Below are 26,173 nucleotides of genomic sequence, written 5' to 3'. Positions count from 1 at the left end.
TTTATCCTCGGATCGCCCAGAAAGCCAGGTTCAGCCCCGGGAACTGGCCGGCGATATGAAATGCAAAGCCGCCGGAGTTGCTCAGTTGCTGCCAGTGATCACTGCCCCGGTCGAGTTCGTAGTAGGTGGAACCGGCGTGGTACGGAAGCTGGCGTGGCGCCACCGGCAACGGCAGCAGGCCGATGCCCGGCAGTTGCAGGTTGACCAGATCGCGAATGTGTTCCACCGAACCGACCTTGCTCTGCTGGCCAAAGCGACCGCGCAGGGTTTCGGCCGGAACATCGGCACGCACCACCAGGATGAAACTGGCGCTGTCGAGCAGGGTCTTGTCGGCCAGCATCGCCACATGGATGCCGTAGGCTTTCTCGACAATCGGAATCGGCGTGGCCTTGCTGTCGATCAGCATCGACAGCGCCTCGCGCAGGGCCTGCATGACCGGCGCGTAACTGAGCGCCAGGTCATCGTGTTGGTATTGCGGATATTCCTGCGGTCGTCGTCCCGAAGCGGTGAAGGTCGAGAACTCCCCGGCCAGGCTGACCAGCTCGCTGTAGAACCGCTCGGGGTGCAATGGGCTCAGTTGGCTCAGGTGCTGGATCAGCGGCTGGGCGCGGTTGACCAGTTGCAAGAGCATGAAATCGGCGATCTCTGAGGCGCCCCCGGCACCGGAGGCCACCACCCGCCCCGCGAGGGCTTCGCCGCGTTGATGGAGCAGGCCCAACAGCTCGCTGCGAAACGCGGCCAACGGTTTGGAGGCGGCCACATCCAGCAGCGGCGGGATGTAGCTGTCGTCCAGCACCAGGGCGCGGTCGGCACGTTTTTCCTTGATGCGTACCAGGCCGATGGCGGCGTAGTCACTGATGCCGTCCTGCGCGGTCAACAGGCGCAACGCCCGCGAACCCAAGGCCACCGGCGCGCGGTTCTCGAACGGTGCGTTATCGTCGCGCACTTCGCACACCTGGCTCACGTAGCGCGCAGCGCCCAGCGCTTCGCCTTCATCCACGGTGTCACGCGCACCGGCACGCTTGAGCGGCAAGGCCAGGTACACCAGACCGTCGCGCAGGTTGTCATCGACGTTCAGCGCAGGCGGCGCCAGGTCATCCTGGGGGATATTGAACGGTGTGCCGTCCGGCAGCAGGCCCCGCGCCGAAATGATCGCCAGCTTGCCCTGGGCCAGCAGGCCCTGGTCGATCAGCAGTTCGGAAAACCCCCAGGCCCCGGCCGACAACGGGCGGCTGCGAGCGTCGATGAGGTTTTCCAGGTAACGGTCATGCTGCTGGAAGTGCTGCGTTCCAATGAACATGCCTTCCGACCAGACCACGCGATTGTTCCAGGACATGGGGGCTCCGATTGCTTATTGGGCAGGGCTGGATGGGGGGACGACGACGGCGCTGCGCACGGCGCGCACGTCGAGGCTGATCTGGTATTCGGTGTATTGGCGCGGCGGGACATTCATCACCGTGCGCCACAGCGACCGGTCCAGTTCGCGATAGCCCACCAGTACGCCGATATGGCGGGTCGCCGGATCGAGGTCGCGTTGCAGGCTCAACTGCTGACCGGGCTGGATCAGCACTTCGTCCTGATCGATCAGGTCGGCGCCGAGGGTCGCCTGGGCCCGTTCGGCCAGGGCGAAATAATCGGAGCGGGCGAAGGTGGCGGCATTTTTCAGTTCGAAAATACGCACCCGGACCGGCGCCGGATGCCCCGTAGCGCCGGGGTTGAGGCCGGCAATGGCGTGAAAGTGCAGTTCGATGGCAGCGGTATCAGCCTCTTCGGACTGTGAATCGGCCGCATCCTTGGCGCATGCCGTCAGCAGAAGCCCGGTGGCGACTGCGAGTAAAAACCTGAAAATCATCCTGCGTCCTCAATGACGTTTGAGCTATCCGTTGATTGCTTTTAAAGGTGTTATAGGCGGCGCTGTCGCGCGCTGTGCTCTTCGTAGGCGCGACTGAATTCACGACCGAACAGGTCCTGGAAATCCTCCTGGGCTTCCCGGGAAATGTTGCTGTAGAGCTCGGTGAATTGCTGCCAGTACTGGGCCTGTCGCGAGCCGTTGAAAAGGCTCGACAGGCCAGCGGGTTTGCCCATGCGCTCCTCCAGTTGCGCCGGCTCAAAGCGCGCCAGCAAATGCTTGATGGCCGCTTCCACGCCGGCCATCACTGCCAGTTGGTGAGCGCGCAGGTCGTCGAAGCTGTCACGCACCGCCACATCCGGCGCCATGAACGCCTGGTTACCATGGCGCAGCAACAACAACATGGCCTCCTCGACATTGGGGGCGAACTTCAGCGGGTTGTTTTCCACTGGCTGAATCATCGTTTGCTGAATGCGGAACTCGCCCTTGAGGCTGCTGCGGGCGCGCAAGACATCGATCAAACCTTCGACCATCAGCCGATAGCTGCGCCCGATGCTTTCCATCTGCGCCTCGGCCTGGGCCTGGTCCAGGCGCAACTGGTCCAGCCCGGCGCCGCGCAGGAAGGCTTGCAACAGGTCGGGTTGGGCGGCGTCGAGCGGCTTGGGCGGCATGGCCGGGGTTGGAACGCTGGGCACGGGTGCCTCGCGCAGCGGCGTAGTTTCGGTGGCGACGCTGACCTGGGGCGGGGGTGTCGGCACCGGCTCTACGACAGGCCGCTCGACAACGGGCGGTGGCGCAACCGGTGGCGCAGCGACAGGAATCGGGGCAACGGCCACGGACGCGGGCTTGTCGCTGAACAGGTCCCAGTCCTCCGGTATCACCGAGGCTGGCGCCTGCGCCACAGGCTCGATCACAGGCGGCGGGCTGGGAGGAGCAATGGGCGTGGGCGGACGGAAATCATGCTGTTGGGCCGGCACATGGTCAGGCTGGGTGGCCGGCGGAACACTGCTTGGGCTCAGGAAGTCGAACAGGTCCGGCAAGGTGTCCATGGCCGAGGCGCCCTGGAAATGGGCTGGGGGAGCCACGGGCATCGGCGTGGGTGTATTCACGCCGGCACCCTGGTGCCCCATCAAGGCTTCGAAGCTGCTGGGCGCCTCAGCAAACGGATTGCTGTCGGAGACTGGCAGGTTGAAATCCACCCGTGCCTGGATTTCATAATCGCCAATCCGGATAACTTCGCCGTCTTGCAGCGGTTCACTGTTGCCCTTGCGCAAACGGACACCGGCCTTGACCAATTCCACACCATTAGTGCTGTTATCGGTTAAGTAATAACGCCCGTCTTTGTATTGAATAACGCAATGTTTACCGGAAACCAGGCGCTCAGGGTCCGGTAATACCCAATCATTATCGGAGTTACGGCCAATTGCCATCACTCCCTGGTCCAGGGACTTTTCAGAACACTGGCCTGGGGTAATCTTGTGATAACTAGTGATAGTCAAACACAGCGCCATCTTGCCTCCTTGCTGAACACTTGCGCATGCGATCGAGTGACGGGATCCGCTCCCGGACGACTCGCCGACAAACCTTTGCAACCCACTGCGAAACGGCTTTTTGCCAGCATGATTGCTGATATTAACCTGCTTGCGTGACAAAAAACCTGCATCAGTGCCTGCCTCGACCTACCGGTCGCGCAGGTTGTTAAGCGCCTCACAACTGTCACACAGGGGAAATAGCTTACCTTGACAAGCCATAAGTACTACACCAAAAATGCACAACTTCTTGAATATACGTGATGGCACTTTAAGATCATCAAGCATCTAAAGGGCCATTAGCCTCAAGGAACATGTGAAGTTCCATTCGGAACTTGCGTGTGCACTGCCCGAGTTATTCAGCGGGCGATAGGGAGATCGAACGAAGTGGATGTGCCTCTGCTGCTCGCCGCTGTATCCGCAACTTCGCCGTGTGGTGAAGATTTGGAATATGACGCGGACTTCTTGCGCCTGGAACGCGATTCCCAAGGTCAGCCCGAGCGCAGCATGGGCGATTCGATATTGCCTGCCGAACCCCCAGAATGGCGCAGCATCCAGCAGCAAAGCCTGGACCTGCTGCAACGCAGCAAAGACCTGCGCATCACCCATTTCCTGCTGCAGAGTTCTCTGGCCCTGGAGGGCTTACCGGGGCTGGCCCGCGTGTTGACGCTGATCAGCGAATTGCTCAAGCAGTACTGGGCCGACCTGCATCCGCGCCTGGACGCCGAGGACGACAACGATCCCACCGTGCGGATCAACGCCCTCGCCGGCCTGACGTCCGATATCACCATTGGCCTGCTGCGCGAAAGCATCCTGGCCCGTTCGCGCACCTTCGGTGCCGTGAGCCTGCGCGCCGCCGCCAATGCCAGCGGCCTGCAAAGTTTCCCGAATGAAAGCCTCGGCGCCGAACAGCTCGCCGGAGCCTTGCTCGATGCTGATCCCGAGCAGCTGGAAATCACCCGGGCCGCCCTGTTGCAAGCCCGCAGCGCCGTCGAAGCCATCGAGCAACAGGTCAGCGATCAAGTCGGTTCTGCCCAAGGCGTGGACCTCGGCCCGCTGAAGCAACCACTCAAGATGGCCCTGCAGATCCTTGGCCAGTTCGCCCCACAGAGCGGCGACAGCGCCCTGCCCGATGTCATCAGCGGCGACGACAACGCCGCGCCGGTTGAACACGCCACCGGGCCGAGCGCGAGCGCGCCACGCAGCGCCGCCCCTGGCGAGGTCAACAACCGCGACGACGTGTTGCGCAGCCTGGACCGGATTCTCGCTTACTACGCCCGTCAAGAGCCCTCCAGCCCCCTGCCGGTGCTGTTGAATCGGGCCAAGATTCTGGTGAACGCCGACTTTGCGACCATCGTGCGCAACCTGATTCCCGATGGCATGAGTCAATTTGAAAACCTGCGCGGCCCAGACAGCGAATAAAAAGCGAACGGATCACGCAGTCACGTCACCGGCACCCCCGATGACGCCAACACCGTCGCTCAAGCGACCAGGAGCAGCAACGTGGCGAAGCAAAGTTCTCAGAAATTCATCGCGCGCAACCGTGCGCCTCGAGTGCAGATCGAGTACGACGTCGAGCTCTACGGCGCCGAAAAAAAGGTCCAGTTGCCCTTTGTCATGGGGGTGATGGCGGACCTGGCCGGCAAGCCCGCCGAGCCTCTGGCACCTGTGGCCGATCGCAAGTTTCTTGAAATCGATGTCGACAATTTCGACTCGCGCCTCAAGGCCATGCAGCCTCGCGTGGCGTTCCATGTACCCAACGAACTGACCGGCGAAGGCAACCTGAGCCTGGACCTGACCTTCGAAAGCATGGACGACTTCAGCCCGGCGGCCGTGGCCCGCAAGGTCGACTCGCTGAACAAGTTGCTCGAAGCGCGCACCCAACTGGCCAACCTGCTGACCTACATGGACGGCAAGACCGGCGCCGAAGAAATCATCATGAAAGCGATCAAGGACCCTGCCCTGCTGCAGGCCCTGGCCAGCGCGCCGAAGCCCGCCGACAACGAGCCCCAGGCTTAATCAGGACGAATGATCATGACCGAATCAGCACGTGAAAATCAGTCCCAGGCCCTGGGCACCACCGAAGTCCCCAGCGAGTTCGCCTCGCTGCTGATGCAAGAATTCAAGCCCAAGACCGAGCGCGCTCGCGAAGCCGTCGAAACCGCCGTGCGCACCCTCGCCGAGCAGGCCCTGGCGCAGACCGACCTGGTGTCCAACGACGCCATCAAGTCGATCGAATCGATCATCGCCGCCATCGACGCCAAGCTCACCGCCCAGGTCAACCAGGTCATCCACCACCCCGACTTCCAGCAGCTGGAAAGTGCCTGGCGTGGCCTGCATTACCTGGTCAACAACACCGAGAGCGACGAGCAGCTCAAGATCCGCGTGCTCAATATCTCCAAGACCGACTTGCACAAGACCCTGAAGAAATTCAAGGGCACCGCGTGGGACCAGAGCCCGATCTTCAAGAAGATGTATGAAGAAGAATACGGCCAGTTCGGCGGTGAACCGTACGGTTGCCTGGTGGGCGACTACTACTTCGACCAGTCGCCACCCGACGTGGAGCTGCTGGGCGAGCTGTCGAAAGTCTGCGCCGCCATGCACTCGCCGTTCATTGCCGCCGCATCGCCGACCGTGATGGGCATGGGCTCGTGGCAGGAACTGTCGAACCCGCGCGACCTGACCAAGATCTTCACCACGCCGGAATATGCCGGCTGGCGTTCGCTGCGTGAATCGGAAGACTCGCGCTACATCGGCCTGACCATGCCGCGCTTCCTCGCGCGCCTGCCGTACGGCGCCAAGACCGACCCGGTGGAAGCCTTCGCCTTCGAAGAAAATACCGACGGCGCCGACAGCTCCAAGTACACCTGGGCCAACGCCGCTTATGCGATGGCGGTGAACATCAACCGTTCGTTCAAACACTTCGGCTGGTGCTCGCGCATCCGTGGCGTGGAATCCGGCGGTGAAGTGGAAAACCTGCCGGCCCACACCTTCCCTACCGATGACGGTGGCGTGGACATGAAGTGCCCGACCGAAATCGCCATTTCGGACCGCCGTGAAGCGGAGCTGGCGAAGAACGGTTTCATGCCGCTGCTGCACAAGAAAAACACCGACTTCGCCGCGTTCATCGGCGCCCAGTCATTGCAGAAACCGGCCGAATACGACGACCCGGACGCCACCGCCAACGCCAACCTGGCCGCGCGCCTGCCGTACCTGTTCGCCACCTGCCGCTTCGCCCATTACCTCAAGTGCATCGTGCGCGACAAGATCGGTTCCTTCAAAGAGAAGGACGAAATGCAGCGCTGGTTGCAGGACTGGATCCTCAACTACGTCGACGGTGACCCGGCGCACTCCACCGAGACCACCAAGGCCCAGCACCCACTGGCCGCCGCCGAGGTCATCGTTGAGGAAGTCGAAGGCAACCCGGGGTACTACAACTCCAAGTTCTACCTGCGCCCGCACTACCAGCTCGAAGGGCTGACCGTGTCGCTGCGCCTGGTATCGAAACTGCCTTCGGCCAAGGGTGCGTAAAAACCTGTTGGAAGGGGGCTTCCCGTGGATGCCCCTTTGTGGCGAGGGAGCTTGCTCCCGCTGGGTCGCGTAGCGGCCCCTTCTTGTGGGCGCTGCGCACCCAAGCGGGAGCAAGCTCCCTCGCCACAGGGGGCTCCACAGGGGATCTTCATTGAGTTCACAGATTTCGCAAGGTCAGCGTCAACCAAACAATGTGGTAGAGACCACACAGGGAGAAAACATGGCTGTTGATATTTTCATCAAGATCGGCGACATCAAGGGCGAGTCCATGGACAAGGCCCACAAGGACGAGATCGATGTCCTGAACTGGAGCTGGGGCATGTCCCAGTCCGGCAACATGCATGTGGGCAGTGGCGGTGGCGCGGGCAAGGTCAACGTGCAGGACCTGTCGCTGACCAAGTTCGTCGACAAGGCATCGCCCAACCTGATGATGCATTGCGCCAGCGGCAAGCACATCGACAAGGTCAAGCTGACCGTGCGCAAGGCCGGCGGTGAAAGCCAGGTCGAGTACATGATCATCAACCTGGAAGAAGTGCTGATCACCTCCCTGAGCACCGGCGGCTCGGGCAACGATGATCGCCTGACCGAAAACGTCACCCTGAACTTCGCCAAGGTGATGGTCGACTATCAGCCGCAAAAAGCCGACGGCACCAAGGAAGGCGGCCCGGTCAAGTTCGGCTGGAACATCCGTCAGAACGTCAAGGTGTGATCGAACACGCCCCCGGTGCCACGCACCGGGGGTGTTTGGTGCTTGCTCGAATCCAATCCTTTGTCGCGCGGTGTATGAGTCATGGCCAAGCCTTCGTTTATCAATTTGTGGAAAGCGTATTCCGACCTGCTGGATACGTACCCTGACGCAAAGCCCTGTGATGGCCCTTGGGCAAACCAGTGCGCGATCCGCATGAGCATCACGCTCAACACGGAACTCACGATCAAGGTCAACACCTCCACCTATACCGAACCCAAGTGTGCTCATGGGCACGCGCGGGGCGCTGAATCGCTGGCAAACTGGTTATGGAAACATCACTTGGGGCGTCCCACTGTGCTTGGCGGCAGCGCGCAAGAACGCCGCACGCTGATGGACAAAAAAGGCCTTATTTTCTTCAAGGATTGCTTCCAACAACTGGGAGAATCTTCAGACAGTCGCACCGGTGACCACATCGACCTGTGGAACCGTGGCATTACCGCCAGCCGATACGATGACCCGGCCTATCGATCAAGGGCTATCTGGTTCTGGGAGCTCTTATGATCAAGGCTCACTGTGCGGTATTGATTGGCTGCCTGTTATCAAGTCTGACGGCCTGTGCCCAGCAGCAAGCCCCCCTGCCATCGGCAGCCGTGGAGCAAGTCGTCTCGATGGGCGGGCAACAGCTGACGCTGGAGAACGACCAACAGCGTTGCGTGCTGCGCAAACCAGACCAGACCCTGCTGCCACTCGACTTGCCGTGGCCCTGCCAGTTCACGGTCGACCGACAAGGCAAACCGTACGTCGAAACCTTCGGCAAGGTGCCCATTGTCATCGTTATCCATCTGGCGACCGACCCTCAGAACAGCCAAGAATGTCGCTCCGAGTATCGCGCCATACGCCTGATCAATGGACAACTTGAGCCTTCAATAATCGCTCGTCATGCCAGTTGCATGCGCGGCGCAGGTGACCAGAAGAACTACACGGGTCTATTCCTTTGGTAACCGAAATCGCCACTCGCGATCGCCTGCAACCGTCCCTGCTGGACCGCTTGACCGACGACGATCCGAGCAACCCCAAGGAAAGCGCCGACAAGCGCGTGTTGTCGCTCACTCAGTTGAAAGCCTCGGTGCTGCGCGACCTGGCGTGGCTGCTCAACACCACTTCGTTGCTCGATGCCGATGCCACGCTGCACACCCCGGCAGGCACTTCGGTGGTCAACTTCGGCTTGCCGGCGCTGGCCGGCAACAGCGCCTCGAACGTCGACCTGCCGGCCCTCGAAGCGCTGATCCACCAGGCCATCGCCACGTTCGAACCACGCATCTTGCGCCATACCCTGCGGGTGCGAGCCCGAGCAACCGCCGAGATGAACCACAACGCCTTGAGTTTCGAGATTGAGGGCGACCTCTGGGCGCAACCCGTGCCACTGCGCCTGATGCTGCAAACCGACCTGGACCTGGAAACCGGCCACGTGCGCGTGGTCCACGCCGACCAGCGGAGACGTCCATGAACCCGCGCCTGCTGGAGCTGTACAACCAGGAACTGCACCATGTGCGCGAAAGCGCGGCGGAGTTCGCCAAGGAATACCCCAAGATCGCCAGTCGGCTGACGTTGTCCGGGATGGACTGCGCCGACCCGTACGTCGAGCGTTTGCTCGAAGGCTTCGCTTACCTGACGGCCAGAGTGCAGCTCAAGCTCGACGCCGAGTATCCGACCTTCACCCATAACCTGCTGGAAATCGCCTACCCCCACTATCTGGCGCCCACGCCGTCGATGACGGTGGTGCAATTGCAGACCGACCCCGATGAGGGCTCGCTGAGCGCAGGCTTTGCGCTGCCCCGGGACACCGTCCTGCGCGCCGCCCTGGGGCGTGAAAGCCAAACCTGCTGCGAGTACCGCACCGCCCATGCGGTGACGTTGTGGCCATTGCAGGTCAGCCAGGCCGAGTACTTCGGCAACCCGTCCGCCGTGCTCGGACGCCTGGCCGCCAGCGAACCGAAAGCCAAGGCCGGTTTGCGCCTGACCCTGCGGACAGGCGCCGAACTGCCGTTCAACAGCCTGTCTCTGGACAACCTGCCGCTGTACCTCAGCGGCGCCGACGAACAGCCCTTCCGCCTCTACGAACAACTGCTGAGCAATGCTTGCGCCGTGTTCGCCCGCAAGCCCGGCGGCGACTGGGTTGAACGCTTGCCTCAGGACGCGCTGTGCTCCCGGGGCTTCGACGATGCCGATGCCGCGCTGCCCGTGGTGTCGCGCGCCTTCCAGGGCTATCGCTTGTTGCAGGAATACTTCGCCCTGCCCCATCGGTTCCTGTTCGTCGACTTCACCCAATTGAGCCGCGCGGTCAAGCGCTGCGACGGTCAGGAGCTGGAGCTGATCGTGCTGTTCGACCGTCACGACCCGAGCCTGGAGGGCAGCGTTGGCGCCGCGCAGTTCCTGCCGTTCTGCACCCCGGCGATCAACCTGTTCCCCAAGCGCCTGGATCGCATCCACCTCTCGGAGCGGGTCAACGAACATCACGTCATCGCCGACCGCACCCGACCGATGGATTTCGAAGTGCATTCGCTGACCGGCCTCACCGGCCACGGCACCGGGCCGGAGCAGCCGTTCCTGCCGTTCTATGCCGTGCGCGATCCGTCACGTTACGGGCGCGACCAGGCCTACTACACAGTACGACGTGAGCCGCGCGTGTTATCCAGCGACCAGCGACGCAACGGCCCGCGCTCGACCTACGTGGGCAGCGAAACCTTCGTCAGCCTGGTGGACAGCCAGCAGGCGCCCTATCGCCACGACCTGCGCCAACTGGGCGTGACGGCGCTGTGCACCAACCGCGACCTCCCGCTGTTCATGAGTGTGGGCAACGGCAAGACCGATTTCACGTTGGCCGACAGCGCGCCCGTTGGCGCAATCCGCTGCGTAGCAGGCCCCAGTCGACCACGGGCCAGCCATGCCCATGACGCCAAGGCCTGGCGCCTGATCAGCCAACTGTCGCTCAATTACCTGTCCCTGAGCGAGCAAGGCCAGGGCGCCGCTGCCCTGCGCGAACTGCTGCGCCTGTACGGCGACAGCAACGACGCGGCGCTGCAGTTGCAGATCGAAGGCCTGCGCGAAGTCAGCAGCAAGGCCTGCACCCGACGCTTGCCGATGCCCGGCCCGATCGTGTTTGGTCGTGGCCTGGAAATCACCCTGGAATTTGATGAAAACGCGTTTCGCGGCACCGGGGTGTTTTTGCTCGGCGCGGTGTTCGAGCGCTTCCTGGCACGCTACGTGTCGATCAACAGTTTTACCGAGACGGTGATCCGTACCACCGAACGCGGCGAGATCATGCGATGGAAAGCCAAGCCCGGACGTCGTCCGACCCTTTGAGTACCCTGGACGCGATGCACCAGGAGCCCTGGGAATACGACTTCTTCCAGGCCTTGCGGCGTATCGAGTGCGAATCCCCCGAACTGCCGCGTCTGGGCCATTCATTACGCCTGGCCGATGACCCACTGCGCCTGGGGCAACAGGCCGAATGCACCTTCGCCCCGGCGACCCTGGCCTCGGTGCAACCGGGCCTCGACGGTGCGCCGGCGCGCCTGGAACAGTTCTTCTTCGGCCTCGGCGGCCCCAACGGCCCGCTGCCGCTGCACATCACCGAATACGTGCGCGAACGCCAACGCAACAATGCCGACAGCACCAGCAAACGTTTCCTCGACGTGTTCCACCATCGCCTGCTCAGCCTGTTCTACCGGGCCTGGGCCGAAGCGCGGCCAACGGTCAGCCATGATCGCCCGGACGACGACTATTGGTCGGCACGCCTGGCCGCCCTCAGTGGTCGGGGCATGCCGAGCCTGCTCAAGCAAGGGCTGATTCCTGACACGGCGAAACTGCATTACAGCGGTCACTTATCAGCGCAAACCCGCTACCCGGACGGTTTGAAAGCCATCCTCAGCGAGTACTTCGGCCTGCCGGTGGAGATCGAAGAATACGTCGGCCAATGGCTGGAACTGCCGGAACGCAGCCGCGTGGGCGTCAGCGCCCATCAGTTGGGCGTGGACTTTTGCCTGGGCCGCTACGTGTGGGATCGCCAGCACAAGTTCCGCATTCGCCTGGGGCCACTCAAGCTCGATGACTACATGGGCATGTTGCCCGGCAGCCAACCCTTCAACGAGCTGGTGGCCTGGGTCGCCGAATATCTGGGCCATGAACTGGACTGGGACCTGAACCTGATCCTGGAACAACCCGAAGTACCGGCGCTGCAACTCAACGGTCGTTTGCGCCTGGGGTTCAACACCTGGTTGGGACGCCCCGAAACAGATGCCAAGGATTTAATACTGGCCCGGCATTACGCCGAACAGGCCAACACCTCACAGACCTCAAGGAGCCATGAGCATGGGTGAAATCAGTCGCGCCGCGTTGTTCGGCAAACTCAACAGCGTGGCCTACAAAGCCATCGAAGCCGCCACCGTGTTCTGCAAGTTGCGCGGTAACCCCTACGTGGAACTGGCCCACTGGTTTCATCAGTTGCTGCAGCTGCAGGACTCGGACCTGCACCGCATCATCCGCCAGTTCAATATCGAGCCGGCGCGCCTGGCCCGCGACCTGACCGAAGCGCTGGATCGCTTGCCACGGGGCTCGACTTCCATCACCGACCTGTCCTCCCATGTTGAAGAAGCCGTGGAACGCGGTTGGGTCTACGGCAGCCTGATGTTTGGCGAAAGCCAGGTGCGCACCGGCTACTTGGTACTGGGTATTCTCAAGACGCCAAGCCTGCGCCATGCGTTGCTGGGGCTGTCGTCGGAGTTCGACAAGGTCAAGGTCGAGGCCTTGAGCGAGCGCTTTGACGAATACGTCGGCGACTCCCCGGAAAACGCCCTGACCGCCAGCGACGGTTTCAACGCCGGTGCCGTACCGGGCGAGGCCAGTGGCGCCATGGCCCCCAGCGCCATGGGCAAACTGGAAGCCCTCAAGCGCTTCACCGTCGACCTCACCGAACAGGCCCGCAGCGGCAAGCTCGACCCCATCGTCGGGCGCGACGAAGAGATCCGCCAACTGGTGGATATCCTCATGCGCCGCCGGCAGAACAACCCGATCCTCACCGGTGAAGCCGGCGTGGGCAAGACCGCCGTGGTCGAAGGCTTTGCCCTGCGCATCGTCGCCGGCGACGTGCCGCCATCGCTCAAGGACGTGGAACTGCGCAGCCTCGATGTCGGCCTGCTGCAGGCCGGCGCGAGTATGAAAGGTGAGTTCGAACAGCGCCTGCGTCAGGTCATCGAAGACGTCCAGGCGTCGCCCAAACCGATCATTCTGTTCATCGACGAAGCCCATACCCTGGTGGGCGCCGGTGGCGCTGCCGGTACGGGTGACGCAGCCAACCTGCTCAAGCCGGCCCTGGCGCGCGGCACCCTGCGCACCGTGGCCGCCACGACCTGGGCCGAGTACAAGAAGCACATCGAAAAAGACCCGGCCCTGACCCGGCGTTTCCAGGTGGTGCAGGTGGCCGAGCCTTCCGAAGACAAAGCGCTGCTGATGATGCGCGGCGTGGCCTCGACCATGGAAAAACACCACCAGGTGCAGATCCTCGACGAAGCCCTGGAAGCCTCGGTCAAACTGTCCCACCGCTACATCCCGGCGCGCCAGTTGCCGGACAAATCCGTGAGCCTGCTGGACACCGCATGCGCCCGCGTCGCCATCAGCCTGCACGCGGTGCCGGCCGAAGTGGACGACAGCCGTCGGCGCATCGAAGCGCTGGAAACCGAGCTGCAAATCATCGCCCGTGAACATGCCATCGGCATCGCCATCGGCACCCGCCAGACCCAGAGCGAGAACCTGCTGAGCGCCGAACGCGAGCGCCTGGCCGAACTGGAAAGCCGCTGGGCCGAAGAGAAAGCCTTGGTGGACGAGTTGCTCGCCACCCGCGCCACCCTGCGCGAACGCGTCGGCGTGGTGGACAGCGAGGACGGTAGCGAAACCAGCCATGCCCTGCGCGAGCAACTGGTGGACCTGCAACAGCGCCTGAGCGCCCTGCAAGGCGAAACACCATTGATTCTGCCAACCGTGGATTACCAGGCCGTGGCCTCGGTGGTCGCCGACTGGACCGGTATCCCGGTGGGCCGCATGGCCCGCAACGAACTGGAAACCGTGCTCAACCTCGACCAGCACCTGAAAAAACGCATCATCGGCCAGGACCACGCCTTGCAGATGATCGCCAAGCGCATCCAGACCTCCCGCGCCGGCCTGGACAACCCGAGCAAACCCATTGGCGTGTTCATGCTCGCCGGCACCTCCGGCGTGGGCAAGACCGAAACCGCCCTGGCCCTGGCCGAAGCCATGTACGGCGGTGAGCAGAACGTCATCACCATCAACATGAGCGAGTTCCAGGAAGCCCACACCGTGTCCACCCTCAAGGGTGCGCCACCGGGCTACATCGGCTATGGCGAAGGCGGCGTACTGACCGAAGCCGTGCGGCGCAAACCGTACAGTGTTGTGCTGCTGGACGAGGTGGAAAAAGCGCACCCGGACGTGCATGAGATTTTCTTCCAGGTGTTCGACAAAGGCGTGATGGAGGACGGCGAAGGCCGGGTGATCGACTTCAAGAACACCTTGATCCTGCTCACCACCAACGCCGGCACCGAGCTGATTGCCCAGGTCTGCAAAGACCCGCAGAACGTGCCCGAGCCCGAAGAAATCGCCAAGGCCCTGCGCCAGCCGCTGCTGGAAATTTTCCCGCCGGCCCTGCTCGGGCGCCTGGTGACGATCCCGTACTACCCGCTCAGCGACGAGATGCTCAAGGCCATTACCCGCCTGCAACTCAACCGCATCAAAAAGCGCGTGGAAAACACCCACAAAGTGGCGTTCGACTACGACGACGCGGTGATCGACCTGATCGTCTCGCGCTGCACCGAAACCGAAAGCGGCGGACGCATGATCGACGCCATCCTGACCAACAGCCTGCTGCCGGACATGAGCCGCGAGTTCCTGACCCGCATGCTCGAAGGCAAGGCGCTGGCCGGCGTGCGGATCAGCGCCCGGGACAATGAATTGCAGTACGATTTCAGCGACGCGGCCTGATCTAATGGAACCGGATCGAATGTGGGAGCGGGCTTGCTCGCGAAGGCAATCTGTCAGTGACATTGATGTTGACTGACACACCGCTTTCGCGAGCAAGCCCGCTCCCACAATGGATCCGGTTTCTTCAGGGAATCAGCGGCGCAGCCATTATCACAATGAGATAACCGATGTTATTCAACCAAGCCTCACGCCTGGCCAAAATCACCAGCCCCCTGGGGCCCGAGGTGCTGTTGCTCAAGGACATGGGCGGCGGCGAAGAGCTGGGGCGGCTGTTCAACTACGAGTTGCAGTTGAACTCGCTGGACAACGCCATCGACCTCAACCAGGTGCTCGGCAAACCCATGTGCGTGAGCCTGCAACTGGACGGCGGCGGCGAGCGGCATTTCCACGGCATCGTTTCGCGCTTCAGCCAGAACGTTGACCAAGGCCAGTTCGCCAGTTATCAGGCGACCTTGCGGCCCTGGCTATGGTTGCTGACCCGCACCTCCGATTGCCGGATTTTCCAGAACCTGACCATCCCGCAGATCATCAAGCAGGTGTTTCGCGACCTGGGTTTCTCCGACTTCGAAGATGCCCTCAGCCGGCCCTATCGCGAGTGGGAATACTGCGTGCAGTATCGCGAAACCAGCTTCGATTTCGTCAGCCGCCTGATGGAACAGGAAGGGATCTACTACTTCTTCCGCCACGAACAGGGCCGTCATGTATTGGTGCTGGCCGACGCCTACGGCGCCCACACCACGGTGCCCGGCTACGGTTCGGTGCCTTACTACCCGAAAAACGAACAGCAGCGCGAGCGCGACCATATCCACGACTGGCACCTGGCCCAGGAAGTGCAGCCCGGCTCGCTGGAACTCAACGACTACGACTTCCAGCGCCCCAGCGCGCGCATCGACGTGCGTTCGGCCATGCCGCGCCCGCACACTGCCGGCGACTATCCGCTGTACGACTACCCCGGCACCTACGTGCAGAGCCAGGACGGCGAGCACTACGCCCGCACCCGCATCGAAGCCTTGCAGACCCTGCACGAGCAAGTGGAGTTGGCCGGCAACGCTCGCGGCCTGGGCTCGGGCCACCTGTTCAGTCTCACCGGCTTCACTCGCCAGGACCAGAACCGCGAATACCTGATCGTCGGCGCCCGCTATTACGTGTCCCAGGAAAGCGGTGAAACCGGCGGCGGCGCGCCTTCGGCCCAGTTCGAAAGCAGCCTGACCTGCATCGTCGCCCAACAAAGCTACCGGCCGCTGCCTATTACCCATCGCCCCATCGTCAAAGGCCCGCAGACCGCGTTGGTGGTCGGCCCCAAAGGTGAGGAAATCTGGACCGATCAGTTCGGCCGGGTGAAAGTGCATTTCTACTGGGACCGTCACGACCAGTCCAACGAAAACAGCTCGTGCTGGATTCGCGTGTCACAGTCCTGGGCCGGGAAAAACTGGGGCTCGATGCAGATCCCGCGCATTGGCCAGGAAGTGATCGTCAGCTTCCTCGAAGGCGACCCCGACCGGCCGATCATCACCGGTCGCGTCTACAACGCCGAACAGACCGTGCCTTATGACCTGCCCGCAAACGCCACCCAGAGCGGCATGAAAAGCCGTTCGAGCAAGGGCGGTTCGCCAGCGAATTTCAACGAAATCCGCATGGAAGACAAAAAAGGCGCCGAGCAGTTGTACATCCATGCCGAGCGCAACCAGGACATCGTGGTGGAGGTGGATGAAAGCCACTCGGTGGGCCACGACCGCAACAAGAGCATCGGCCACAACGAGACGGTGACCATCGGCAACAACCGCCTGCGCATCGTCAAGCAGGAAGACATCCTGTCGGTGGGCCTGCGCAAGACCGACAGCATCAGCCAGAGCTACGTCATTGAAGTGGGCGAGAACCTGCGCCTGGTGTGCGGCGAAAGCATCCTGGAACTCAACGCCAGCGGCCAGATCAATTTGACCGGCGTGCAAATCAGCTTCTATGCCAGCGGCGATGCCGAATTCAACACCGGCGGCGTGCTGCACCTGAACAACGGCGGCGGCCCCGGTGCCACGCCCGACGGCCAGGGCGTCAAGGCCAGCATCGACGCCAACGTCGCTGCCGCGTTCCCCAAAGGCTAACCTCGAGATTTAAGTGCCATGACTTACCGCATCAATGAATTCCAGTTCCAGTTGCCGGAAAGCGAATTGCTGGACGCCACGATCAACATCCTCAAGTTCCCTGAACTGGGCACCTCGTTGATCGTCAGCCGCAGCTTGCTGGCCGACGGCGAAACCTTGCAGAGCAACCTCGACGACCAGCTCAAGCGCCTGGAAAAACAAGTCCAGAACTTACGCGCTCAACCGGGCGTCCCCGTGCGCCTGGGCGCTCACCAGGAAGTCGAAGGCATCGAACTGCGCAGCCAGTTCAACAAGGGCAACGAAAAGGTCTTCCAGTTTCAGCTCGCCCTGGTACTGCCCGGCACGCGCAAGATGCTTGCCTTGAGCTACGTGAAAGCCGAGAAGCTCGGTGATGCTGAAGCGGCGCATTGGGCGACGATCAAGGGTTCGCTGTCGTTCGACGTTCCGGCTTGATGAGTAGCCTACATGTCTGATGCGCTCTGGGCGGCCCGCCTGGGCGATGCACTCAACCACACCTCGATGATGGCCGATATCCTCGGCGGCGTGCTGGAAGTGGCGGCGAACATCGCCATCACCGCCCTGGCGACCGCTGCCGTGGTGGCCGCCACCGGCATCACCGTCGCCACGGGTGGCTTGGGTTGCTTCCTGCTCGGTGCCGTGGTGGGTGCCGTCGTTGGCCTTGCCATGAGCAAGACCGGGGCCGACAAAGGCTTGAGCAATATCTGCGAAGGCATCGGCAACGCGCTATTCCCGCCCACGGTGCAGGCCAACATCCTCACCGGCTCCAAGGATACTTTCACCAACAACATCCCCTCGGCCCGCGCCGCCGGAGCGGTTGTTTCCCATGTCGCGCCGGCCGGTACCGAACTGGACATGCCCGAGCCGGAAGAAGAGGCCGAGCCTAGCTACCTGGACATGGCCGGCAACTTCTTCTCGCAGATGTGGCGCCCCACCGTCGCCTCGCCCGCCCCCGGCACGGAGACCCGGCCGGAAGACCTGGTGATCTGCACCAAGCACCCACCGATGCCGCCGCAGTTCATGGCCGAAGGCTCGGACAAAGTCACCATCAACGGCCAGCCCGCCGTGCGCAGCGGCGACCGCAGCACCTGCGATGCGACGGTGGTGTCGGCCGGGTTGATTTCCCAGGACGTGACCATTGGCGGCGGCTCAGTGGTGGTGCGCGAGATTCGCAGCGGCAAGACCCCGGGCGTGGGGCTGGCGGTCACCGCGTTGCTGATGCTCAAGGGTGGCAAGGGCAAGTTCTTCAGCAAACTGCCGTGCATGCTGGCCGGTGGCGCGGCGTCGATGGCGGTCAGCAGCGCCATGGGGGCCGCCGCCAACGCCGCCATGGGTTCGTCAAACCCGGTGCACGCCGCCACCGGCGCCAAGGTGCTGGGCCGCGATGAGGAACTGGATTTCGTCCTGCCCGGTGTTCTGCCGATCGACTGGCAACGCTTCTACAACAGCCGCGACGAGCGCCGCGACGGCTTGTTCGGCCCTGGTTGGAGCGTGGCCTACGAGGTGCGGGTCGAGATCCTGCCTCACCCGGACGGCGGCGAAACCCTGCTCTACACCGACGAACAGGCCCGGCCCATCGACATGGGCTCGATCCCGTTGGGCGGCGCGGTGTTCAGTGCTGGCGAAGGCCTGGCCGTGCGACGTCATCTCAACGGGCAGTTGCTGATTGAAAGCGACGACGGCCTGTACCGTTTGTTCGAACCCACGCCAGCCAACACATCACTGCTGCGCCTGAGCCAACTCGGTGACCGCAACGACAACCGCATCTTCCTCGACTACGACGCCGCCGGACGGCTGATACGCCTGCGCGACACCTTCGACCTGGTGCAAGTCGAGCTGATCCACGAGCGCGAACGCGTCAGCCGGATAGAACGCCTCTACCCCGACCAGCAGCGCGAAATGCTGGTCAGCTACGCCTACGACACCGCGAACAACCTGAGCGAAGTGCGCGACGCCACCGGCCAGGTGCAACGGCGTTTCAACTACGACGCCGGCCAGCGGATGGTGGAACACCAACTGCCCACCGGGCTGCGTTGCTTCTACGAATGGGCTCTGATCGAAGACCAGGAATGGCGCGTGGTTCGACACTGGACCGACGAGGGCGACACCTATCAGTTCGACTATGACCTCAAGGCCGGCGTCACCCGCATCACCGACGGCTTGCAGCGCGTCAGCACACGACACTGGAACCGCCAGCACCAGATCACCCGATACAGCGACAACCTCGGCCAGACCTGGCTGTTCGAGTGGAACGACGAACGCCAACTGCTCAGCGCCACCGACCCACAGGGCGGGCGCTATGAATACAGCTATGACGAGGCCGGTAACCTGATCGGCGAAACCGATCCGCTGGGCCGCGGCGATTCGACGTTATGGCTCGAACACTGGGCCCTGCCGCTGGTGGACACCGACGCCGCCGGCAACAGCTGGAAATACCGCTACGATCAACGCGGCAACTGCACCGCCGAAACCGATCCCCTGGGCCACGTCACCCGCTACCGCTACGACGCCCACGGTCAGGTCATCGAAATCATCGACGCCACCGGCAAGCTTAAAAAGCTGCGCTGGAATCCCTTCGGGCAATTGGTGGAGCACATCGATTGCTCGGGGTACCCGACACGCTTCAGCTACGACCAGCGCGGCTACCTGCAGACCATCACCGACGCCCTCGGCGAGCGCACCCAGTTCAGCTACGACGCCCAAGGCCGTTTGCTCAGCAGCCAATTGCCGGATGGCCGCACCGAACAGTACCAGCGCGACCTCGCCGGTCAGTTGACCGGCTACACCGACCCGGCCGGGCACACCACGCTCTATCAACACAACCGTCGCGGCCAGGTTCGCCAACGCACCGATGCCCACGGTCGGCAGGTGCAGTTCGCCTACGACAGCTACGGACGGCTGCAAGCGCTGATCAACGAGAATGGCGAAAGTTATCGGTTTGCCTGGGATGCCGGGGATCGGCTGACCGAACAACAGGACCTCGATGGCAGCGCCAAGCGCTACACCTACGACGTACTCGACAACGTCGCGGCGGTGACGGCGACTCCGGCGCCGTACGGCACGGGCTTGGCGATCATTCCTGAAGCACCGCCGGCGCCCATCGTCCATCGCCTGGAACGCGACGCCGTGGGCCGGTTGATTGCCAAAGTCACTGACGATGGCCGTACCGAGTACACCTACGACCCGCTGGACCAGCTCACCGCCGTCACCTTCACCGACCTGCAAGGCAACGCGCAAACCCTGAGCTTCGCCTACGACGCCACTGGCCAGTTGCTCGCCGAAAACAGCGCCGCCGGCAGCCTGCAACACCACTACGACGAACTGGGCAACCTGATCCAGACCCAATTGCCCGATGGTCGCTGGGTCAATCGGCTGTACTACGGCAGCGGCCACCTGCACCAGATCAACCTCGACGGCCAGGTCATCAGCGACTTCGAACGCGACCGTCTGCACCGCGAAGTGCTGCGCACCCAAGGCCAGATCAGCACCCGCAGCGAATACGACCGCAGCGGCCGCCTGCGTGCACGGCAACGCCGCCACAGCAGTCAACCTTCGTTGTTGCCGGCGGCGGTGCAAAAACACTTCGAGTACGACCCCGCCGACAACCTGATCGGCAAACTCGAACAACAACCTGCCGCGCAGCACCGGCAACTGCTGCACTACGACGCCACCGGCCGCATCGTCGCCAGCCAGGACAACCTGCAGGGCCAGCGCGAAACCTTCGCCTACGACGCCGCCGCCAACCTGCTGGACGGCCCGCAAGCCGGCGCCGGGCTGGTGGTGCACAACAAACTGCTGACCTACCAGGACAAGCGTTATCGGTACGATGCCTTTGGCCGGATGATCGAAAAACGCAGCGCCGCACGCGGCCTGCAACGCTTCACCTACGACGCCGAAAGCCGCCTGATTGAAGTGCGCAACGACAATGGCAGCGTGGTCAGGATGACCTACGACCCGCTGGGCCGGCGCATCGAAAAAACCGAGCACGACGGCCACGGCTACCCACTGGGCGAAACCCGTTTCACCTGGGACGGCCTGCGCCTGTTGCAGGAACACCGCCACCAGCAAACCAGCCTCTATCTCTACGAAGACGACGGCTACGAACCCCTGGCCCGCGTCGACGGCAGCGGCCCGCTGCAAAAGATCCGCTACTACCACAACGACCTCAACGGCCTGCCCGAACAACTCACCGAAGCCGACGGCCATGACGTGTGGCGGGCAACGTACCGGGTGTGGGGCAACACGCTGGAAGAGGTGCGCGAGCCGTATTACATCGAGGAGCAGAACCTAAGGTTTCAGGGGCAGTACCTGGACCGGGAAACGGGGCTGCATTTCAATACGTTCAGGTTTTATGATCCGGATGTGGGGCGGTTTACGACGCCGGATCCGATTGGGTTGGAAGGTGGACTCAATCTTTACCAATACGCTCCAAATCCTATTGGCTGGGCGGATCCATGGGGCTGGGCGTTTGCAGGGGTGGACTTCACTGGAAGCAGTGACCTGTTCCCGACAACAGGCTCACAAAAGAATATCGTGACCATCAAGATGCAAGGCGCAAGGGGGCGCGACTTCACACAGGCCTTCAAAGAGGCCGGTATCTCTAAGAAAACAGCGACGGGCTATACCTGGCACCACGTTGATGACTTCAACCCCAAAACAGGTACAACCACGATGCAGCTCGTTAAAACGGCCGCACATGAGGCTACGTTCCCGCATGGTGGTTCCGTAGCGCAATATGAAAAACACTTCAAGGTTAAGTACGAGAGCACTGAGTCAGTTCTTGCGGCCTCCAAAAAAGGCTGGCTGGCTAACAAGATCCCTAAAGCCAAACCTGGCCGCTGCTCATAAACGGAGATTAACGATGCTTGAAAATACATTCTCAAATGCCGAAGCAGCCATCACGCCAGCGGACTTAGACCTCTTGGAGTCCACTATCGGCAAGAAGTTATCAACGCCCTTTAGAAACCATTACCTCAAGTACAACGGCGGCGTACCGGCGCGCACCTACTGGGTCGGTGACGATTTCGACGAGCCACTGGAAGTGGCCGCTTTCAAGCCGATTGCCGTTGGCGACTCCACGGTGCTGTCCACCTACCAGATGATGTTGAAGAAAAAGGTACTTCCTGCGCGCCTCTTGCCTTTCGCAAACGACTGGGGTGGTAACTTTTTTTGCTTGAACCTTGATACCCAAGCCGTTAGCTATTTCACGACGGATAGCTTTGATAGTGACTTGAGCCCTGAAGAGAATCAGGCTCAGTCTGAAAAGCTGGTCTGCTCGAATTTCCTCCGTTTCGTCCAAGGGCTGATTGATGAGGATGATTTGGACGATGAGTAAATAAGCCAACCCCGCAGAACTTGATCAGAAACACAAACCCCGTGGCGAGGGAGCTTGCTCCCGCTCAGGTGGCGAAGCCACCCCGAAAAGGTTGGCCAGACACGCCGCACCATGGCGCTAGCGGGGCTACGCTCGCATCGCTCCGCCGGTCTACTTGGACGCACGCTTTAGCCCCTTTTACACGTCAACCAAGCACTCCAGAACAGGCTGCTAAAGAAACGGGTGGCATCATCGAATCCCGCCTCATGCAACAGTTGCTGAACCGCCGCCTCGGAATGCGGCGGGTCAGCGCCCTGAAGAATTTTTCCAAGCTTGGCCTCCACCTCATCCGGGCTTGCGCCGTGCTGCCGCCAACGTTGGCCCCAGGCGGCGAGCAACAACGGTTGGCTGGCGTAAGCGTATTGATTGCCCGCGACGATCAGCGGCGCTCCCGGCTTGAGACGAGCCCGAATGGCCTGAAAAATCTGGCGCTTGGCCTCGTCGCCATCAAGATGATGGAACACACCGATCAACGTCGCAGCGTCGTATGACTCATCTGCCGCCAGGTCCTCGACATGCCCCAGGTGCAGCCGGGTTCTTTCGAGCAAATGGTTCGCCTGCAGCTGCTGCTGGGCGGCCTCCAGCATCGGCTCGGATGGATCAACCGCCGTGAAGCGCCACCCCGGCTCCAGCGAAGCCATCGCGATTATCTCCTGCGCCGTACCGCCAGCGCCCACCACCAGTATGTTCGCTGAGCCTTGATCCCCAAGGCTCGCCGCGAGCATGCACGCCGCCAGATCCTGGCAGGCGTCATACCCGGCCAGCGCGATACGGCTCTGTCGGCCGTACTCATTGGCGCGAGAAGTGTCGAATTTATCAACTGAGGTGTGAGGTGATTTCAAGGCGGTTCTCCTGTCCGCCAATCACGCTACGTCATGGGCTGTGATAATAAAAATTCATTGTTTTTATACGCTGCATTCCCATGAGGAATGGGGTGCTCAACCTCGGTCCAACACACAAATGGGATCCGGTGCCTTGGGTTGAGGCGACTGTTGGGGCAGTCCTCTCCCACCACTTGCAGGCATCCGTCCGACCGAGCCTACAGCCCGATTGCCGCGCTCGCGCCAAGCTACGCATCCATGCGCCTTTGCCTACAACTGCGCCAGAATTCCCCCCGCTTATGCGCCTTGTCTCCGGGCTCTATCGTTTTCCTGCCGCAGCCCATCAGTGGTCGGGTTCAGTAACTTGCGCACAGCTGAGCTGACTCCTTTCGTTTAGTAGCGAGAGGGTTTCGGCCTACTAATCAGAGGTAACGCAATGTTCAAACCGGCTTCCTGATAACAATGACGGACCAGCCTCACTCCCTCGTCATCTCTACCACCGTTTTCCCTTGCCCAGTCACCTGAGCTACTTGCGCAAACGCCTCATTCACGTCTTCCAGGCCAAACCGGCGCGGGTCTACCTTGATCCGCAATACCCCGGCCTCCACCAAAGCCGCCGCTTCGCGCAATATCTGCCCATGATGCTCACGCCCCTTACCGGTCAGCAGCGGCATCAAGGTAAACACCCCGGAGTAACTCGCCCCCTTGAACGACAAAGGCGCCAGGCTGTGTTGTCCCCAGCCGAGACAGCTGAGTACGTGGCCGGTATAGGTCTTCACCGCCTTGAAGGACGCATCCAGCGTCGAGCCGCCGACGGTGTCGTAGACGATGTCAAAACCCTCACCATCGGTGTGCAGGCGTACGTAACTGTCGGTGTCCTGGCTCCGGTAGTCGATGGGCGTCGCGCCCAGTTCGCGGATGAAGTCCAGGCGGGTGGCCGAGCCGGTGGCGTAAACCTTGGCGCCACGGGCCTTGGCGATTTGCACGGCCACGTGGCCGACACCCCCTGCGCCGCCGTGGATCAACACGTGTTGGCCGGCACGAACATTGGCCCGGTCTACCAGACCTTCCCAAGCAGTGATGAAGACCAACGGCAAGGCTGCCGCTTCACGCATGCTCAATGAACGGGGCTTGAGCGCGATCAGGCGAGTATCGACAGCAATGTATTCGGCCAGCGCCCCCTGGGCACCGCCGATCCCGCCGGCCATGCCGAACACGTCATCGCCGGGGGCGAAATCGTGCACGCCCTCTCCCAGCTCAACGACTGTTCCGGCCAAATCGATGCCCAGGACGGCGGGCAGCGGCTGGCGGGCATGAGCGCCACCACCTGCCGCGATCTTGGTATCCAGAGGATTGATCCCTGCGGCGTGAACCCTGATCAATACCTGTCCTTTGCCGGGAACAGGCCGGGGGATGTGGCGAACGACCAGCGGAGCCTGAGCGGTTTGGGCAATGACAGCGAACATGGTGTTGTTCATGACGGTAAACCTCCAATGAGTGGGTGAGTACATGTTGCGGCCGTCGACGCATTCCGATAAGTAAGCAACTATGGATAGGATTTATTCCAACCAGAGGCCAAATCCCGATGGATCTATTCGACGCGATGCAGATGTTCGTGCGAGTGGTAGAGCGCGGTTCGTTCTCGGCGGTCGCCCGGGAGCTGAACCTGGGTCAACCGGCCGTCAGCAAGCAGATCCGCGCGCTGGAGCAACACCTTGGCGGGGCGTTGTTTGCCCGCAGCACCCGCCAGCTTGCACTGACCGACCAGGGACAACGCTTCTACGCCCAGAGCAAGGAAATACTCGCCAGCCTGAACACCGCACGGCTCAGTTTCGCCAGCGGACAGGAACAGATCGCCGGTCCCCTGCGCGTGGCGGCGCCAGTGAGTTTCGGGCGGCTGTGCATTGCACCCTTGATAGGCGAGTTTTTGGCACGCCATCCACAGGTTCAGATCGACCTTAGGCTGAGCGATCAAAACGAAGATGTGCTGAAGGAAAACATCGACGTTGCCATCCGTATCGGCGTGGTGAAAAACGAAGGATTGGTAGCAGTCGCCCTTGGCGACAGCCCACGCGGGGTGTACGCCTCTGCCGCGTACCTGCAACAGCACGGGACACCGCTGGAACCAACGGATCTGGCCCGCCATAACTGTTTGGGTTTCACACTGCTGGAGCATTACGACGTGTGGCGCTTCCACCACCCTGACAAACAGCACCGCGTGACGATCAAGGGCAATGTCACCAGCAACAGCAGCGAGGCGATCCGGGAAATGGTGCTTTGCGGGCTGGGCATTTCGCTTTCACCGCAGTGGTTATTTGCCGCCGATGTTCGCCAGGGAACCGTGTCCACCCTGCTCGACGCTTATCGGCCGGTGGCGCTGCCCATCAGCGCCGTGTTCAGCCAAGACCGGCGCCGCTCGGCAAGAACTCGCGCCTTTGTGGATTTTTTGCGCGAGCGCCTTTGAATCACCGGTCAGGCGTAACGAACCTGACTGATATCAATCGCCACAAGCAACTCCCCCTCCACCGCCTGATCATCGGCATCGCGCCGATATGCCCGCCGCTTGCTGGGCACGAGCAGCCCATCGGCCTTGATGTAGTCCTCCACATACTGGGCCGCCGGCAGGCCACCGCTCACGTCCACCGTGTAATCATGCCGGCGCAGCAGACAGTCGTCGCCAAAGTAGAAGTCCTGGACCGGACAGTGAGTGGCGAGGGTGTCCGGGAAGCTCACCCGCAAGCGGCGCCAGACCTGGCCGCCTTCCTTCCAGGGTTCCAGTTCCTGGGTGGTAACGCCCGCGAAAGTAAACAGGAACGGCATGGTCAGGTAGGACCAGAGCGCATAGCCATTGAAGTAGGCACGGTGAAGCGGATCCCAGGGAGTGGATGGCTCGTGTTTGAGGAACGAGGCCCTGGGGTCCGAACGTTCTGCAATCACTTTGCCCTCTGTGGTTTCGATGGCGATGCGATCAGGCGTGAACGCAGTGCGCTGGTTCAGCGCACCGAACGGCATGACCGAGGCGCGCTGTTCATGCAGCCAGACCGTCATCTCCCGTGGGGTGTTGTCCTGAACCAGCCCCTTCATGGCCCACAACGAGCCGCCGGTCACAAGGGTGGCCCGGACCGTATTGAAGGTGTTCCAGCGCTCCAGACCGCCGTGGGCGATCAGGACTTGTTGCAGCAGGTCGTGCTCGTGTGCGCTCATGATGGCCACC

The 26,173-nt window shown here is 62.0% G+C and carries 21 protein-coding genes; 15 read left to right on the top strand and 6 right to left on the bottom strand.

Annotated elements, in window-relative coordinates; translation table 11 throughout:
* Position 1 precedes the first annotated feature (1 nt).
* From tssK to tagH, 3 genes are read right to left on the bottom strand one after another with little or no spacing between them, the layout of a single operon-like run.
* A complete protein-coding gene (gene tssK, locus AAIS01_RS10105) occupies positions 2 to 1,336 on the bottom strand; it encodes a type VI secretion system baseplate subunit TssK (RefSeq protein ID WP_343468843.1) in 1,335 nt (444 codons plus the stop codon).
* 15 nt (positions 1,337 to 1,351) lie between these two features.
* Positions 1,352 to 1,852: a type VI secretion system lipoprotein TssJ gene (gene tssJ, locus AAIS01_RS10100; RefSeq protein ID WP_343468842.1), complete on the bottom strand. Its 501-nt coding sequence runs from the start codon at positions 1,850 to 1,852 to the stop codon at positions 1,352 to 1,354.
* A gap of 50 nt (positions 1,853 to 1,902) precedes the next feature.
* Positions 1,903 to 3,360, bottom strand: a complete 1,458-nt coding sequence (tagH, locus tag AAIS01_RS10095) for a type VI secretion system-associated FHA domain protein TagH (protein WP_343468841.1) — start codon at positions 3,358 to 3,360, stop codon at positions 1,903 to 1,905.
* A 405-nt stretch (positions 3,361 to 3,765) separates the two neighbouring features.
* Here tagH and tssA point away from each other — a divergent pair, with 405 nt between their 5' ends.
* From tssA to AAIS01_RS10025, 14 genes are all read left to right on the top strand, one after another.
* A complete protein-coding gene (tssA, locus tag AAIS01_RS10090) occupies positions 3,766 to 4,800 on the top strand; it encodes a type VI secretion system protein TssA (protein WP_343468840.1) in 1,035 nt (344 codons plus the stop codon).
* Positions 4,801 to 4,881: 81 nt separating this feature from the next.
* The gene (gene tssB, locus AAIS01_RS10085) at positions 4,882 to 5,397 is read left to right on the top strand and encodes a type VI secretion system contractile sheath small subunit (RefSeq protein WP_092403365.1); all 516 of its coding nucleotides are present in this window, start codon (positions 4,882 to 4,884) and stop codon (positions 5,395 to 5,397) included.
* Between the two features lie 15 nt (positions 5,398 to 5,412).
* Positions 5,413 to 6,909, top strand: a complete 1,497-nt coding sequence (gene tssC, locus AAIS01_RS10080; RefSeq protein ID WP_092403363.1) for a type VI secretion system contractile sheath large subunit — start codon at positions 5,413 to 5,415, stop codon at positions 6,907 to 6,909.
* 220 nt (positions 6,910 to 7,129) lie between these two features.
* Entirely contained in the window at positions 7,130 to 7,618 is a 489-nt protein-coding gene (locus AAIS01_RS10075; protein ID WP_047226771.1) for an Hcp family type VI secretion system effector, read from the top strand.
* Between the two features lie 81 nt (positions 7,619 to 7,699).
* Positions 7,700 to 8,158, top strand: a complete 459-nt coding sequence (locus AAIS01_RS10070) for a type VI secretion system amidase effector protein Tae4 (RefSeq protein WP_214914027.1) — start codon at positions 7,700 to 7,702, stop codon at positions 8,156 to 8,158.
* Positions 8,155 to 8,598 (top strand): hypothetical protein, encoded by a 444-nt coding sequence (locus AAIS01_RS10065; protein WP_343468839.1) that lies wholly within the window; start codon positions 8,155 to 8,157, stop codon positions 8,596 to 8,598. The genes AAIS01_RS10070 and AAIS01_RS10065 overlap by 4 nt, the downstream gene beginning before the upstream one ends.
* Positions 8,592 to 9,104: a type VI secretion system baseplate subunit TssE gene (gene tssE, locus AAIS01_RS10060; RefSeq protein WP_214914029.1), complete on the top strand. Its 513-nt coding sequence runs from the start codon at positions 8,592 to 8,594 to the stop codon at positions 9,102 to 9,104. The genes AAIS01_RS10065 and tssE overlap by 7 nt, the downstream gene beginning before the upstream one ends.
* The gene (tssF, locus tag AAIS01_RS10055; protein WP_343468838.1) at positions 9,101 to 10,960 is read left to right on the top strand and encodes a type VI secretion system baseplate subunit TssF; all 1,860 of its coding nucleotides are present in this window, start codon (positions 9,101 to 9,103) and stop codon (positions 10,958 to 10,960) included. The genes tssE and tssF overlap by 4 nt, the downstream gene beginning before the upstream one ends.
* Positions 10,924 to 11,976: a type VI secretion system baseplate subunit TssG gene (gene tssG / locus AAIS01_RS10050; protein WP_343468837.1), complete on the top strand. Its 1,053-nt coding sequence runs from the start codon at positions 10,924 to 10,926 to the stop codon at positions 11,974 to 11,976. The genes tssF and tssG overlap by 37 nt, the downstream gene beginning before the upstream one ends.
* Entirely contained in the window at positions 11,969 to 14,647 is a 2,679-nt protein-coding gene (gene tssH / locus AAIS01_RS10045; RefSeq protein WP_343468836.1) for a type VI secretion system ATPase TssH, read from the top strand. The genes tssG and tssH overlap by 8 nt, the downstream gene beginning before the upstream one ends.
* A gap of 167 nt (positions 14,648 to 14,814) precedes the next feature.
* Positions 14,815 to 16,746 carry a type VI secretion system Vgr family protein gene (locus AAIS01_RS10040; protein WP_343468835.1) on the top strand — a complete coding sequence of 644 codons (1,932 nt, stop codon included), beginning with the start codon at positions 14,815 to 14,817 and terminating at the stop codon, positions 16,744 to 16,746.
* Positions 16,747 to 16,764: 18 nt separating this feature from the next.
* Positions 16,765 to 17,199: a DcrB-related protein gene (locus tag AAIS01_RS10035; RefSeq protein ID WP_343468834.1), complete on the top strand. Its 435-nt coding sequence runs from the start codon at positions 16,765 to 16,767 to the stop codon at positions 17,197 to 17,199.
* Between the two features lie 12 nt (positions 17,200 to 17,211).
* Positions 17,212 to 21,612, top strand: coding sequence for an RHS repeat-associated core domain-containing protein (locus AAIS01_RS10030; protein ID WP_343468833.1), 4,401 nt, complete (start codon positions 17,212 to 17,214; stop codon positions 21,610 to 21,612).
* 13 nt (positions 21,613 to 21,625) lie between these two features.
* Positions 21,626 to 22,099 carry an SMI1/KNR4 family protein gene (locus tag AAIS01_RS10025; RefSeq protein WP_343468832.1) on the top strand — a complete coding sequence of 158 codons (474 nt, stop codon included), beginning with the start codon at positions 21,626 to 21,628 and terminating at the stop codon, positions 22,097 to 22,099.
* Positions 22,100 to 22,266: 167 nt separating this feature from the next.
* Here the strand turns inward: AAIS01_RS10025 and AAIS01_RS10020 are convergent, their stop codons facing one another.
* Both AAIS01_RS10020 and AAIS01_RS10015 read right to left on the bottom strand, forming a co-directional pair.
* Positions 22,267 to 22,980: an SAM-dependent methyltransferase gene (locus tag AAIS01_RS10020; protein ID WP_343468831.1), complete on the bottom strand. Its 714-nt coding sequence runs from the start codon at positions 22,978 to 22,980 to the stop codon at positions 22,267 to 22,269.
* A gap of 455 nt (positions 22,981 to 23,435) precedes the next feature.
* Entirely contained in the window at positions 23,436 to 24,437 is a 1,002-nt protein-coding gene (locus AAIS01_RS10015; RefSeq protein WP_343468830.1) for a zinc-dependent alcohol dehydrogenase family protein, read from the bottom strand.
* 107 nt (positions 24,438 to 24,544) lie between these two features.
* On the opposite strand from AAIS01_RS10015, the gene AAIS01_RS10010 reads away from it, so the two are divergent.
* Positions 24,545 to 25,423, top strand: a complete 879-nt coding sequence (locus tag AAIS01_RS10010; protein WP_343468829.1) for a LysR family transcriptional regulator — start codon at positions 24,545 to 24,547, stop codon at positions 25,421 to 25,423.
* An 8-nt stretch (positions 25,424 to 25,431) separates the two neighbouring features.
* Here AAIS01_RS10010 and AAIS01_RS10005 read toward each other — a convergent pair whose 3' ends face one another.
* A complete protein-coding gene (locus tag AAIS01_RS10005; protein ID WP_343468828.1) occupies positions 25,432 to 26,163 on the bottom strand; it encodes a hypothetical protein in 732 nt (243 codons plus the stop codon).
* Positions 26,164 to 26,173 lie beyond the last annotated feature (10 nt).

The organism is Pseudomonas halotolerans, assembly GCF_039581215.1.
Lineage (GTDB): Bacteria > Pseudomonadota > Gammaproteobacteria > Pseudomonadales > Pseudomonadaceae > Aquipseudomonas > Aquipseudomonas tehranensis.
The sequence above is the reverse complement of the archived record's forward strand: the minus strand, read 5'-3'. Positions and strand labels throughout refer to the sequence as shown.